This window comes from Saccharopolyspora oryzae (assembly GCF_027853915.1).
GTDB classification, from domain to species: Bacteria; Actinomycetota; Actinomycetes; order Mycobacteriales; family Pseudonocardiaceae; genus Saccharopolyspora; species Saccharopolyspora oryzae.
In genome coordinates this window covers 1-12,787 of sequence record NZ_JAQGLA010000045.1, presented here as the reverse complement: position 1 = coordinate 12,787, position 12,787 = coordinate 1, and the positions used below count along the sequence as shown (strand labels likewise).

Here is a 12,787-nt window from a genome sequence, read left to right as displayed (position 1 = left end):
ACCCGCAGCCCGCGAACGACCGCACCAGATCGTGCGCACCCTGCGCTGGAGCAACTTCCGCTGACGCGTCAGAGCGCAGGGCGGTCGGGGAATCCGGCCGGGTTGATGACGTAGGCGATGCCGCCGGAGCCGCCGGCCTCCTTGCCATCCGCGTCGTAGCGCTTGGTGCGCAGCCAGACGTTCTCGAACTGCTTTCGCGGATAGACGTTGCGCACCGCGGCGTCGTCGGAGGAGGCCGGGTCGTTGGCGATGACGTCGCCGTCCTCGGTGAAACCGACGATGACCATGAGGTGGCCTTCGGTGCCGTAACCAGCGCCGTCGAGCTCGTCGGCGCGGAACGACTGCGAGGTGATCAGCGGGATTCCGCTGCGGATGTACTGCTCGGCATCGGCCAGCGAACGCAGCCGGGTGATCCGCGCTTCCAAGCCGTAGGAGGCGGCGTAAGCGGCGTTGAAGGACCAGTTCCCGGTCCCGTCGTAGGCGTAGTCGAAGGTCTGCCGGGCGGCGTGGTCGACGACGGGGTCCGGGTGGTTCGGCCCGATCCAGGCGAGGTCCTGCTCGGACGGGCGCTTCCCCCAGTACTCGACGACCATCTCCGCCGACGTCGGGCTGCACCACGCCTCGCCGCCACCGCCGAACTGCGGGAAGTGTCCTTTGTGGATGTTCTGGGAGTAGCGCGGCACCGGGAGCTCGACGCCCCACGCCCCGCCGGACCCCGAGGCCGGGACCTCGAACCTGTCGGGGATCGCCGAAGCCATCGCGCCCAGCAGCGACACCGATGGTGACGCGGAGGTTCCGGTGGCCCGGTGGAGGGTGACGCGCAGCTGGTAGCCGGACAGCTCCGCGCCGGGGCTCGCGGTGAAGGTGTCCACGTCGACGGACCCGTTGGCGTCGGACTGCCCGCCGACGCTCGTGCGCTTGATGTCGGCATCCCCCGAAGCCCACTGGCCCAGCACGTACCAGCCGGTGTCGGCGCCGCTGGCGGTGCGCCCCCGCATCTCCACCTGCACCCAGGTCCCCGGCGGCGTCGACGCGTTCCACGAACCCACCAGCTGGGTCGCGCCGAAGTCGAGCGGGTGCACCGGCGAGGTCCACCGCGCGAAGTCGTACTCGCGCTCCCCGCCATCGGGTGACGGATGCAGGACCGTGCCGTGCGGGTCGCCGATCCGGACGGAGTCCCCGTCGACCGCGGTCCCCTCGGCGGTTCCCTCCTGGAAGTCCGGTCCGGAGCTCCACTCGTGGAAGTCGACGTCCGCCTCGTCCTGGGCCGGGCCGCACCCGACCACCGCCAGCACCAACGCGCCCACGACGACGGTGAGCGCCCAGCCACGGATCACCCTGCGCACCTGCATGCTGACACCCGATCCACTCACCGCTTCTCGGCGGTATCCCGATGTGTTCGCAGACCAGGTTCGCACACTTCCCAGCTCCACGCGGGCACTTGCGGGAGCACCGCGCAATCGACGTTCCACAGTGGTCAGATCAAGCCTCCGACCTGCGATTTCGCGGTTCGCTGAACTGATCCCGCCGGGCCGGCCGTGGTGATCTTGTACCGGGTTGTCGGCAGCTGCCCCGAACGGGCGGGCTGCGGGGAGCCGGGGCGATCGGGCGCACGCGAACACCACCGACCACAGCTGCGGAGGACCGCCATGACAGCAAGCCGGATGCGACGCCGCGTCGCCGCCGCTTCCCTCTCCCTGGGCCTGAGCATCGCCTGGGTCTCCATGCCGCCCGCGGCCGCCGACATCCCTCCGCCGGACGAGGGCTGGACGCTGACCTTCGGCGACGACTTCACCGGTGGCGCGGGCAGCCCGCCGTCGCCGGACTGGATCATCGACACCGGCACCTCCTACCCGGGTGGCCCGGACAACTGGGGCACCGGCGAGGTCCAGACCTACACCGACGACCCGGCCAACATCGCCCAGGACGGCAACGGGAACCTGCAGATCACCCCGCTGCGCGACGACTCGGGGAACTGGACCTCGGCGCGGATCGAGACGCAGCGGGGCGATTTCAAGGCCGCCGAAGGCGGCGCGGTCCGCATCGAAGCGCGCCTCCAGGTCCCCAACACCACCGGCGATGCCGCACTCGGCTACTGGCCGGCGTTCTGGGCGCTGGGCTCGCCCTACCGCGACAACTACTGGAACTGGCCCGGAATCGGCGAGTTCGACGTGATGGAGAACGTCAACGGCAAGAACGAGACGCACGGCGTCCTGCACTGCGACGTCAGCCCCGGCGGCTCGTGCAACGAGACCACGGGCCTCGGCGGCAGCAGCCCCTGCCCCGGCGAGACCTGCCAAGCCGGATTCCACACCTACCGCTTCGAGTGGGACCGCACCGGCGACGTCGAGGAGCTGCGCTGGTACGTCGACGGCCAGCAGTTCCACTCGGTGCGCGAGGACCAGATCGCCCCGACCGCCTGGCAGAACATGACCTCCCACGACGGCTACTTCCTGCTGCTCAACGTGGCGATGGGCGGCGCCTTCCCGGACGGCGACGCGGGTTTCGCCACCCCGACCGCCTCCACCGAACCGGGCCACCCGATGCTGGTCGACTACGTCGCCGTCTACAACCGCTGACCCAACGCCCACGGCCCAGGACGCACCTCAGCGCTCCTGGGCCACGACGGTGCATTCAGCGGCGAACCCGATCATGCAACCGGCCCCTCGCTGAATCTTGACCATCGCTCTCCTTCCTGTAGCGTGAACCTAGAACACGTTCTACTGGTAGGCACCCCCACTCAACCGCAACCTCAGGGGACCGTGACGCAAACCAGCCACAAGCAACCGCAAAACCGCAAGATCGCTCCCCAACGCAACCACCACTGTGAATCGCGGAGAGGCGGAACTGAGAGGCGGAACCGCATGATGCTCGATGGTGAAGTGGTGGTCGTCTCCGGAGTCGGCCCGGGACTGGGCGCCCAGCTGGCGGCGGCCGCCGCGGCCGAAGGCGCGAAAGTCGTGCTGGCGGCCCGGTCGACGGAAGTGGTCGACCTGGAGGTCCAGAAGATCACCGACCTCGGCGGCGAAGCGCTCGGCGTCTCCTGCGACATCCGCGAACCTGACGAGGTGGCCGGGCTGGTGGAGGCCGCCGTCGGCCGGTTCGGCACGATCACCGGGCTGGTCAACTCGGCTTACGGCCACCCCGGCTTCGCCGACCTGCTCGACACCCCGGAGGACGCCGTCCGCCGCACCATGGACGTCGTCCTGTTCGGCGCTCTGAACGTGACCCGCGCCGTGGTGCCGCAGATGAAGGCGGCGGGCCGCGGATCGGTGGTCAACATCGGCACGATGGCCACCCGCAAGCCGATGCGCGGCGACGGCGGTTACGCGGTCGCCAAAGCGGCGATGACGGCGGCGACCCGGTCGCTCGCCTTGGAGCTCGGCGAGCACGGCATCCGGGTCAACCAGGCGGCCATGGGCTGGCTGGACGGGCCCGGCGTTCGGTTCCACCTGAAGATGGCCGCGGACCAGCGGGGCATTTCGGAGCAGGACGTCTACGACGAGATCGCGGCGCGCAACCCGCTCGGCCGGATCCCGACCGATGCGGACTGCGCGGGCGCGGTGCTGTTCCTGCTGTCCCGCCATGCTTCCGAGATCACGGGAGCGACGCTGGACGTCAACGGCGGCGAGTACATGCCGGCATGAGCGGCGCCGTCGAGTCGATCGTCGTCGAGATTCGACGCCGAGGACCGGGTTTCCCGCGGCCCTCGGCGTCGACCGGTCAGCGGCTCTGCACCACGGCGAACGGCTGGGGCCGGTACGAATCACCGTTGCTGCCGGTGCCGACCAGGCGCCCGTCCGGGAGTTCGGCCCCGTTGATGAGGGAACCGTCCTGCGGTCCTTCGACCTGCTGCCACGATGTCCCGTCGTAGCGCAGCAGCGCGTCGGGCGAGAGGTTCCACAGGGCGCCACCGGCCAGCACGAGCTTGCCGAGCTTGCTGACCGGAACCGGCGGGTCCTGCCGGCTCCACTGCGCCCCGTCCCAGTGCATCAAGACCGGCTGGCTGGCATCGGGAGTGTCGTAGGGCGTCTGGGTGGCCGAGAGCCAGACGTCGTTCGGCCGGTAGGCCGCGACGTCGTGCACGGTGAGGTAGTCGGAGTCCGATGTGTCCAACGGTGGAACCGGGACGTGGCTCCACTGCACGCCGTCCCAGTGCATCGAAACGAGCTGTTCGGGCCGCCCGACGGTCCTCCCGGCCATCCACAGGTCGTCCGGCGCCGCACCGCCGATGCTGTCGAACCCCTGCTCGTCGGTCTCGGGCGGCAGCGCAGCGGTCTGCCAAGCACCGTCGACCCAACGCGCGGCGAAGCTCCGGGACAACGGGTTCTCACCGTCCCGGTAGGCGCTCCCGATCATCCAGACGTCGGGCCCGACGGCTGCGACGTCGCGGGGCGAGACGCGGGGTGCGTCCGGCACCTCCACCGGAACCTCGGTCCACGCCCTGCCGTCCCAGTGCACCGTTCGGCCTGCGCTGACCTTGGTGAACTGGCTGACCACCCAAGCGTCGTCCGGACCGGTCGCGGCGGAGGACACGACCTGGCCGATGTTCGGAATCCCCACCTCCGCCCAACGCCCGCTCTCCTCCCGCCGGAAACCCTGCGCGTTGATCGACATCGGCGACCCCGGCTCGTTGTAGCTGCCGAAAGCCCAGGTCGAGCCTCCCCCACTGGACACGGTGCTCACGTAGGACGCCATGTCGGGCCGCCCCGGGAACTCCTCCCGGTGCCAAGCGCCGTCGGCCACCGCCGTCCCAGCCACACCCACGACGGAAACCACCGCCGCGGCCAGCACAACTCCGCTCCTCGCCATCAAAACCCCTCAGCAGACGATCCGTACCCCCACAAGACGCCCGCAGAACCGATCAGGTTGCCCACGACCGGCGCACTCCGACCACCACCAGACGTCTCCCCTGCGCAGATAGCCTTGAACCGTGGATCTGCCGACGACACCGTCCCTCCGGGCCATGGCCGATTTGGCCACTCCCATGGCCATCCGCGTGGCCGCGACCCTCAGCCTGGTGGAGCACGCGGGCAGTGCAGGAGCGACAGCGGAACAACTCGCCGCCGAGACCGCGACGTCCACGCCGGCTCTCCGATGCCTGCTCGATCACGTGGTCGCGGTCGGAGTCTTCGCCCTCGACGACGCGTCCGGTCGCTACCGGCCGACAGAACTCGGCGCCCAGATGAGCGAGGACTCCTCGGAAGGGATCAAGCCCCTGCTCGACATCAACAGCGCTGGTGGACGAGCAGATCTCGCTTTCGTCGAACTGCTCGGGACGATCACCACCGGGTCGCCCGCCTATCCGCACCGGTACGGACGCGACTTCTGGGCGGACCTCGACGCCGAGCCAGAGCTGCGGCGTTCCTTCGACGCCCAGATGAACTGGCGGTTCCAGGTGCAGGCGGGGCAGATCGCCGAGCGCTTCGACTGGAGCCGATTCGCCCGGGTCCTCGACGTCGGCGGCGGTGACGGAACCGTGCTCTCAGCGGTCCTGCGCGCCCATCCCGAGGTTCGCGGCCAGGTCTTGGACCTGGCTCCGACCGCCGCCGCAGCAACCGACCGATTCGCGGCGGCCGGACTCGCCGATCGGGCGAGCGCTGTCCCCGGCAGCTTCTTCGACCCGCTTCCCGAAGGCGCCGACATCTACCTGCTGTCCGACGTCCTGCACGACTGGGACGACGAGCACGCCCGCAAGATCTTGATCGGATGCCGCCGGGCCGCCGCCCCCGGCGGAACGGTGGTCGTCATCGAACCGATCCGCGGAAAGGGCTCCGACACGGCGATAGACCTGTTCATGTTGATGTGCTTCGGCGGTCGGGAGAGAACCGCGGACGAGCTGACCGACCTGGCAACCGCTTCCGGGCTCGAACTCCGCAGCTGGAGCCCGGTGGCCGAAGGTCGCACAGCACTGGAATTCCGCGTCGCCCCGGGAAGTGGATGACGCACGTCGGGGCGGTCGTTCGGCCTGCTGCTCACCTAGCATCGCGAAAAGCGCTGTGACCAGGGGCATAGGAGATTGAGCTGGGTGGTCCGGTCGAAGTCGCGGTTGGTCGGGTGATCGGTTTGCTAACGTCTCCGTCGCAGTCCTAGTAGTCGGCGGGGGTTCCACGGTGGGTTTGTTCGACAAGATCCGCGGCGAGTTCATCGACATCATCGATTGGACCGATGACAGTCGCGACACCATCGTCTGGCGGTTTCCCCGCCACGAGAACGAGATCAAGATGGGCGCCAAGCTGACCGTGCGCGAGTCGCAGGCGGCCGTCTTCGTCAACGAGGGGCAGGTCGCCGACGCCTTCCCGCCCGGCATGTACACGCTCGACACGCAGAACATGCCGGTCCTGTCCACCATCAAGGGCTGGAAGTACGGCTTCAACTCGCCGTTCAAGGCCGAGGTGTACTTCGTCAACACCCGGCAGTTCACCGACCTCAAGTGGGGCACCCAGAACCCGGTCATCGTGCGCGACCCGGAGTTCGGCATGGTCCGGCTGCGGGCCTTCGGCGGGTACGCGCTGCGGGTGATCGAGCCGGTGGCGCTGCTGCGCGAACTCGCCGGAACCGACCCGGCGTTCCGCACCGAGGAGGTCTCCGAGCACCTCCGGCAGATGATCATCGGCAAGCTCGGGCCCGCGCTGGCCGCTTCCGGCGTGCCGATGCTCGACCTGGTCACCCAGCAGGGGCAGATCGGCGAGCGGATCGCCAACGCGCTGAACCTGGAGCTGCGCCCGCTGGGCATCGAGATCTCGCGGTTCATCATCGAGAACGTCTCGGTGCCGCCCGAGGTCGAGGCGATGATCGACAAGCGGACCCAGATGGGCATCGCGGGCGATCTCAACCAGTACTCGCAGTTCCAGGCCGCCAACGCGATGGAGAAGGCCGCGCAGAACGACGGCGGCGCCGGTGCCGGCATGGGCATGGGGATGGGCATGGCGCTCGGCCAGCAGGCCGCGGCCGCCGCTCACCAGCCCGCGCCGCAGCAGAGCGCACCGGCCGGTCCTCCGCCGCTGCCACAGCAGGACCAGTGGTACCTCGGTGCGAACGGCCAGCAGCTCGGCCCGTTCGACTTCTCGGCGCTGGGCCGGCAGATCTCCAGCGGCACGCTGACCGCGGACACCCTGGTGTGGAAGCAGGGCATGCCGTCGTGGACGGCCGCGCGCCAGGTTCCGGAGCTCAACTCCCTGTTCGGCCAGGTGCCGCCGCCGCTGCCGCCGCAAGCCTGACCCCGGAGGGGACCCGATGTCCAACCCGCACGGCGGAAGCCCTGCCGCGTCGGCCACCTATCCCTGCGGTGGCTGCGGTGCCCGCCTCGAGTTCTCGCCCGGCACGAACGTGCTGCAGTGCCCCTACTGCGGGTTCCGGCAGGAGATCCAGGCCAGCGGCCAGCAGATCCGGGAGATCGCGATCGAGGAGCTGGGCTCGCTGCCCCGCAAACCGGTCGGCCAGCTCGCCCCGTACACGCTGGTCTGCCAGCGCTGCTCCGCGCAGACGCAGACCACCGCGACCGCGGGCCTGTGCCAGTTCTGCGGTTCACCGCTGGTGCTGGACCCCAACGCCACCGGGCAGATCATCCCCGAGGGCGTGCTGCCGTTCGCGGTGGACCACAACGGCATCCGGACGTCCTTGGGCAAATGGGTGTCGTCGCGGTGGTTCGCGCCGAACTCGTTCAAGAAGGTGGTCAACGCCGAGTCGACCAAGGGCACCTACGTGCCGCACTGGACCTACGACTCGGCCACCTTCTCCCACTACCGCGGCCAGCGGGGCGTGCACTACTACGTCACCACGCGGGACAGCAACGGCAACACCCGGACGGAGCGCCGGACCCGCTGGTACAACGTGAGCGGACAAGTGTCCCGCGCGTTCGACGACGTCTTAGTACCTGCCAGCATGGCGCTGCCGGTCGACAAGGTGGACGACCTCGCGCCGTGGCCGCTGCCCGAGGCCCAGCCCTTCCAGCAGCAGTACCTGGCCGGTTACTACGCGCTGCGCTACGACGTGGAACCCGAGAACGGGCTCGGCGAGGCCAAGTCGCGGATGTCGAAGGTGATCAACGAGGACTGCCGGCGCGACATCGGCGGCGACGCGCAGCGCGTCGACCACGTGAACACCAACTTCACCAACGTCACGTTCAAGCTGATGCTGCTGCCGATCTGGGTCGCGACCTACATGTACGCGGGCAAGAGCTGGCAGATCCTGATCAACGGCCGCACCGGCGAGATCCAGGGCGAACGCCCGTGGAGCAAGGTGAAGATCGCGCTCGCGGTGGTCGCCGCGCTGATCGCCCTGGTGGTCCTGTTCCTCGTCTTCCGCAAGCACTGATCGCACCTCCGGGTAGCCGGAAATGCCTTCCCCAGCTGGGAGAAGTCGGGCTTCCTGGAGGTTTTCGCTTCCTCAGAGCGGGTTTTCGAGCAGCTCGCGGAGGTACGGCGCGGTGCGGCTGGAATCGGCGCGCGCCACGTCCGCCGGAGCACCGGCGGCCACCACCGAGCCGCCTTCGTCCCCGCCACCCGGTCCGAGGTCGATGACGTGGTCCGCGCCCGCCACGACGGACATGTCGTGCTCGATCACCACCACCGTGTTGCCCGCGTCGACCAGCGCGTGCAGCAGGCGCATCAGCACGTCCACGTCGGCCGGGTGCAGGCCGGTGGTGGGTTCGTCGAGGACGAACAGGGTTCTGCCGCGGCGGGTCCGCTGCAGTTCCGCCGCCAGCTTGATCCGCTGCGCCTCGCCACCGGAGAGCTCGGTGGCCGGTTGGCCGAGGGTCAGGTACGACAGCCCGACGTCGCGGAGGGTGTCCAGGCTGCGCGCCACCGCAGGCACGTCGGCGAAGAAGTCCCGGGCTTCGTCGACGGTCATGGCGAGCACGTCGGCGATCGACTTGTCGCGGTAGCGGATCTCGAGGGTTTCCGGGTTGTACCGGGCGCCGTGGCAGGCCGGGCAGGGCGAGTAGCTGCTGGGCAGGAACAGCAGCTCGACGGCCACCGCTCCCTCGCCCTGGCAGGTCTCGCAGCGCCCGCCGTCGACGTTGAACGAGAACCGGCCGGCCGTGTACTTGCGCTCGCGGGCTTCGTCGGTGGCGGCGAACAGCTTGCGCACCCCGTCGAACAGGCCGGTGTAGGTCGCCAGGTTCGACCGCGGGGTGCGCCCGATGGGGCGCTGGTCGACCTCGACCAGCCGCTTGATCGCCTCCAGACCGGCGATGTCGCGAACGTACCGCGACGCCGAGTCCTGCGGCTCGTCCTCGTCGTCCGGGGCGGACGCGCCGAGGTGGTCGCGGACGGCTGCGGCCAGCACACCGGTGACCAGGGTCGTCTTGCCCGAACCGGAAACCCCGGTGACGGCGGTGAAAACGCCGAGCGGGACGTCGACGTCGGTCTCGACCAGGTTGTGCAGGCTGACGCCGCGCATCCGCACGTGCCCGGTCGGCTCCCGGTCGCGGCTGGCCGGAGCGGGCGGGTCGAGCAGGTAGGTGCGGGTGACCGAGTCCGCGGCGTCCGCCAGTCCCGCCAACGGGCCGCTGTGCAGCACGTGCCCGCCGTGCTCCCCCGCGCCGGGACCGACGTCGATCAGCCAGTCGGCGTGCCGGATGACCTCTGGCTCGTGCTCGACGACGACCAGCGAGTTCCCGGCTTCCCGGATCCGGTCCAGCACGCGCAGCAGCGCCTGGGTGTCGTCGGGGTGCAGTCCGGCCGAGGGCTCGTCGAGCACGTAGACGACGCCGAAGAGCGTGGAGCGCAGCGTGGCCGCCAGGCGCAGTCGTTGCAGCTCACCGGCCGAGAGCGTCGGGGTCGTCCGGTCCATCGCGAGGTAGCCCAGGCCCAGTTCGACCAGCGCTTCGATGCGGGCCAGGAGGTCGGTGACGATGACCCGCGCGACCTCGTCGTCCTGCTCGGGGCGCAGCTTGGCGGCGAGCACGGTGAGCGGGAGCGCGGCGAGCTCCGCGACGTTCGCACCGGCGAACTTCACCGCGAGTGCCTCAGGCCGAAGCCCCGACCCGTTGCAGGCCGGGCACGGGAGCACCTCTGCGTACTGCAGCGCGCGCTTGCGCAGCGTCGCGCTCTGGGTCGTGGCCAGGGTGTGCAGGACGTATCGGCGAGCGCTCTGGTACGTGCCCTGGTAGGGGCGCTGGATGCGGCCCGCCTCGCGCTCGGGGTGGACGGTGACCACGGGCTGCTCGTCGGTGAACAGGATCCACTCCCGTTCGGCCTGCGGCAGCTCGCGCCACGGCCGGTCGACGTCGTAGCCGAGGGTGGCCAGGATGTCGCGGTAGTTCTTGCCCTGCCAGGCGCCCGGCCACGCGGCGATCGCCTTCTGGTTGATGGACAGCCCGGGGTCGGGCACCAGCGAGGACTCGCTGACCTCGTGGATCCGCCCGAGGCCGTGGCAGTGCGGGCACGCGCCGGCCGGTGTGTTCGGGGAGAAGGCGTCGGAGTCCAGCCGCTGCGCACCGTCGGGATAGGTGCCGACGCGGGAGAACAGCATCCGCAAGGAGTTCGACAGCGAGGTCACGGTGCCGACCGTGGACCGGGCCTGGACCGCGCCGCGGGCCTGCTGGAACGCGACGGCGGGCGGCAGGCCGGTGATCTCGCGGGCGTCCGGCGCGCCGGCCTGGTCGATGAGCCGCCGGGCGTAGGGCGCGACCGATTCGAGGTAGCGGGCCTGGGCCTCGGCGTAGACGGTTCCGAACGCCAGCGACGACTTGCCCGATCCGGAGACGCCGGTGACGGCGACCAGCGCGTCGCGCGGGAAGTCGACGTCGACGTCGCGCAGGTTGTGCACCCGCACTCCGCGCAAGCGGACCATGGAGCTGTCGTGGTCTGTCACCAGCGCATCCTCACAAGTCGAGCAGCATCGCGATCCGGCCCACGCTATCGAGGAGGCGCGGGAACCGCGCTGGGCCCTCCACGCGAAGTGACCTGCGAGGCACTGCCCGCTCAGTCCGTCCGGCTGCGCTTGTCCCGGTACATCGCGCGGTCGGCGTGCGCCAGCGCATCGCTCGGGTGCTGACCTGGGGCGATGCAGTGGTAGCCGATGCTGGCAGTGATCCACACCGGCAGGTCCTCCCCCACCAAGCTGACCGGCTCCGCCACGGCGTCGGCCAGCCGCTGCATCAGCACTTCGGGATCCTTCGGCGGCGGCACGAGGACGATGACGAACTCGTCGCCGCCGATGCGCGCGACCGTGTCGCCCTCGCGCACGCAGCTGCGCAGCCGCTGGGCGGTGGTGCGCAGGAGCTCGTCGCCCGCCCGGTGCCCGAGCCGGTCGTTGACCGCCTTGAAGTCGTCGAGGTCCACGTAGATCAGCCCGCGCTCCTCGAACTCGGGGCTGGACACCGCTTCGTCGAGCACGTCGGCCAGCAGCACCCGGTTGGCGACGCCGGTGAGCGGATCGCGCAGGATCGCCCGGGCCAGCCGCTGGTGGGACCGGTAGAGCTGCAGCAGGGTGATGACGTGGCGGACCACGACCAGCGCGATGATCACGCTGAGCACGTAGACGACGTCGGGGTACGGGCTCCCACCTGCGACGTTGATGACGACCATGGCCAGGACGGCGGCCAGCGGCACGTAGGGCACCGCGAGCATCGCCAGCGACATGCTGCGGCGCCGGGCGGTTGCCGGCCGGGGCGGCGCGAGCGCTGCGGGAAGCAGCAGGGCCATGCCGATCATGTAGCCGAGTTCGGCGGCTGCGGGTGTTGCCGCGTCGGTGACCGTGCTGTGCGCGTAGGTGACGTCGCTGGCTCCGATCGCGCACAGGCCGGCCACCAGCCAGAGCAGCCTGGGGCGCCAGGTGCTGCGCAGGACGAGGGTCATCAGCAGCGCGAGCACGATCAGCACGAGGTCGCCGACCGTGTAGGAGACGCTCAGCAGCGCCAGTGCCGGGGAGTCGCCGGTGCTCGAGTTCACCGCGAGGACCTCGCAGGCGAGGGCGACGAGCGAGGTGACCACGATCAGGCCGTCGAGCAGCAGGACTCTCGGCGGATCGGCCGTGTCGTAGATCCGCAGCGTGGCTTGGTCGGCCCGGGCGATCACGAACAGCGCGGCGAACACACCGGCCGGGAGCAGCAGGTAGAGCACGCTGGCGAGGCCGGGCACGGCCACCGCCTCGCCGTTCACCGCGCGATGCCACGTCCACATCGCGTGCGCCACGGCCCAGCCGCCCAGGCCCGCGGCCATCATCAGCCGCCAGCGCCGTTCCGGACCGGTGTGCAGCCAGCCGGTCCAGGCGTAGGCGATGACGGCCACGACCGCGTTGGCCAGGGCGGCGAGGTCGTCGGCGAACCTGGCGACCGGCTGCGCGTAGGTGACGACCACGACGGTCGCCGTCGCCGCGAGGACCGCAAGCCACAGCGCTACCAGCCACCGCGATGGTCTGGAGAGAAGGCGCCGTGGGGGCTCACGCACAGCGCCACTGTGGCACACCGGTCTCGCCGACGCCGTCTGAACCGGCCGAGCATCGAGCCCGTGACCTGCACAAACGTCGCTGCCGGGCACCCGCCCGCCAGCGCCGAGCACCCCGCCTCGTCGGGGTCCACTATGGACGTTCCGGTCAGATCCCGGCGGATGTCGGCCAAGCGGGGTCGTCGACGGCCAGCCACGGCTCGTTCGCCGCGACCGCGGGCGTCGCCCCGGTGAACGCGCGGACCTCGTGGGCGAGGTGCGATTGGTCGGCGTAACCAGCGGCCGCCGGCACCTGCGCCGGCGCGCTCCCGCGGACCAGGTGGTGCACGGCGTGGTCGTCGCGGACCAGCATGGCGGCGGGCGTCGGGGTCACGCCGATCTGCGAGCCGAAG

General features: G+C 70.3%; 10 protein-coding genes. 5 read left to right on the top strand and 5 right to left on the bottom strand.

The window, feature by feature from the left end; genetic code table 11:
• Nucleotides 1-68: 68 nt before the first annotated feature.
• Nucleotides 69-1,352 (bottom strand): C39 family peptidase, encoded by a 1,284-nt coding sequence (locus OU415_RS23540; protein WP_270951274.1) that lies wholly within the window; start codon nt 1,350-1,352, stop codon nt 69-71.
• A 297-nt stretch (nt 1,353-1,649) separates the two neighbouring features.
• On the opposite strand from OU415_RS23540, the gene OU415_RS23535 reads away from it, so the two are divergent.
• Together OU415_RS23535 and OU415_RS23530 are read left to right on the top strand one after the other, a co-directional pair.
• Nucleotides 1,650-2,579 carry a glycoside hydrolase family 16 protein gene (locus OU415_RS23535; RefSeq protein ID WP_270951273.1) on the top strand — a complete coding sequence of 310 codons (930 nt, stop codon included), beginning with the start codon at nt 1,650-1,652 and terminating at the stop codon, nt 2,577-2,579.
• A gap of 285 nt (nt 2,580-2,864) precedes the next feature.
• Nucleotides 2,865-3,647 (top strand): SDR family oxidoreductase, encoded by a 783-nt coding sequence (locus OU415_RS23530; protein WP_270951272.1) that lies wholly within the window; start codon nt 2,865-2,867, stop codon nt 3,645-3,647.
• A 76-nt stretch (nt 3,648-3,723) separates the two neighbouring features.
• On the opposite strand, the gene OU415_RS23525 is transcribed toward OU415_RS23530, so the two are convergent.
• On the bottom strand, nt 3,724-4,812 hold the full coding sequence (locus OU415_RS23525) for a hypothetical protein (protein ID WP_270951271.1): 1,089 nt from the start codon (nt 4,810-4,812) through the stop codon (nt 3,724-3,726).
• Nucleotides 4,813-4,966: 154 nt separating this feature from the next.
• Here OU415_RS23525 and OU415_RS23520 point away from each other — a divergent pair, with 154 nt between their 5' ends.
• From OU415_RS23520 to OU415_RS23510, 3 genes are all read left to right on the top strand, one after another.
• Nucleotides 4,967-5,944 carry a methyltransferase gene (locus OU415_RS23520; RefSeq protein ID WP_270951328.1) on the top strand — a complete coding sequence of 326 codons (978 nt, stop codon included), beginning with the start codon at nt 4,967-4,969 and terminating at the stop codon, nt 5,942-5,944.
• A gap of 169 nt (nt 5,945-6,113) precedes the next feature.
• Nucleotides 6,114-7,220, top strand: a complete 1,107-nt coding sequence (locus OU415_RS23515) for an SPFH domain-containing protein (RefSeq protein WP_270951270.1) — start codon at nt 6,114-6,116, stop codon at nt 7,218-7,220.
• A gap of 16 nt (nt 7,221-7,236) precedes the next feature.
• Entirely contained in the window at nt 7,237-8,316 is a 1,080-nt protein-coding gene (locus OU415_RS23510) for a hypothetical protein (RefSeq protein WP_270951269.1), read from the top strand.
• A gap of 72 nt (nt 8,317-8,388) precedes the next feature.
• Here OU415_RS23510 and uvrA read toward each other — a convergent pair whose 3' ends face one another.
• From uvrA to OU415_RS23495, 3 genes are all read right to left on the bottom strand, one after another.
• Nucleotides 8,389-10,821, bottom strand: coding sequence for an excinuclease ABC subunit UvrA (uvrA, locus tag OU415_RS23505; protein ID WP_270951268.1), 2,433 nt, complete (start codon nt 10,819-10,821; stop codon nt 8,389-8,391).
• Nucleotides 10,822-10,931: 110 nt separating this feature from the next.
• A complete protein-coding gene (locus tag OU415_RS23500; RefSeq protein ID WP_270951267.1) occupies nt 10,932-12,398 on the bottom strand; it encodes a GGDEF domain-containing protein in 1,467 nt (488 codons plus the stop codon).
• Between the two features lie 145 nt (nt 12,399-12,543).
• The coding region (locus tag OU415_RS23495) for a helix-turn-helix domain-containing protein (protein ID WP_270951266.1) at nt 12,544-12,787 on the bottom strand (244 nt) is incomplete at its 5' end.

Coding starts and splice junctions, on each gene's coding strand:
- OU415_RS23540 (WP_270951274.1), bottom strand. CDS start 1,352: ATGCAGGTGCGCAGGGTGATCCGTGGCTGGGCGCTCACCGTCGTCGTG.
- OU415_RS23535 (WP_270951273.1), top strand. CDS start 1,650: ATGACAGCAAGCCGGATGCGACGCCGCGTCGCCGCCGCTTCCCTCTCC.
- OU415_RS23530 (WP_270951272.1), top strand. CDS start 2,865: ATGATGCTCGATGGTGAAGTGGTGGTCGTCTCCGGAGTCGGCCCGGGA.
- OU415_RS23525 (WP_270951271.1), bottom strand. CDS start 4,812: ATGGCGAGGAGCGGAGTTGTGCTGGCCGCGGCGGTGGTTTCCGTCGTG.
- OU415_RS23520 (WP_270951328.1), top strand. CDS start 4,967: ATGGCCGATTTGGCCACTCCCATGGCCATCCGCGTGGCCGCGACCCTC.
- OU415_RS23510 (WP_270951269.1), top strand. CDS start 7,237: ATGTCCAACCCGCACGGCGGAAGCCCTGCCGCGTCGGCCACCTATCCC.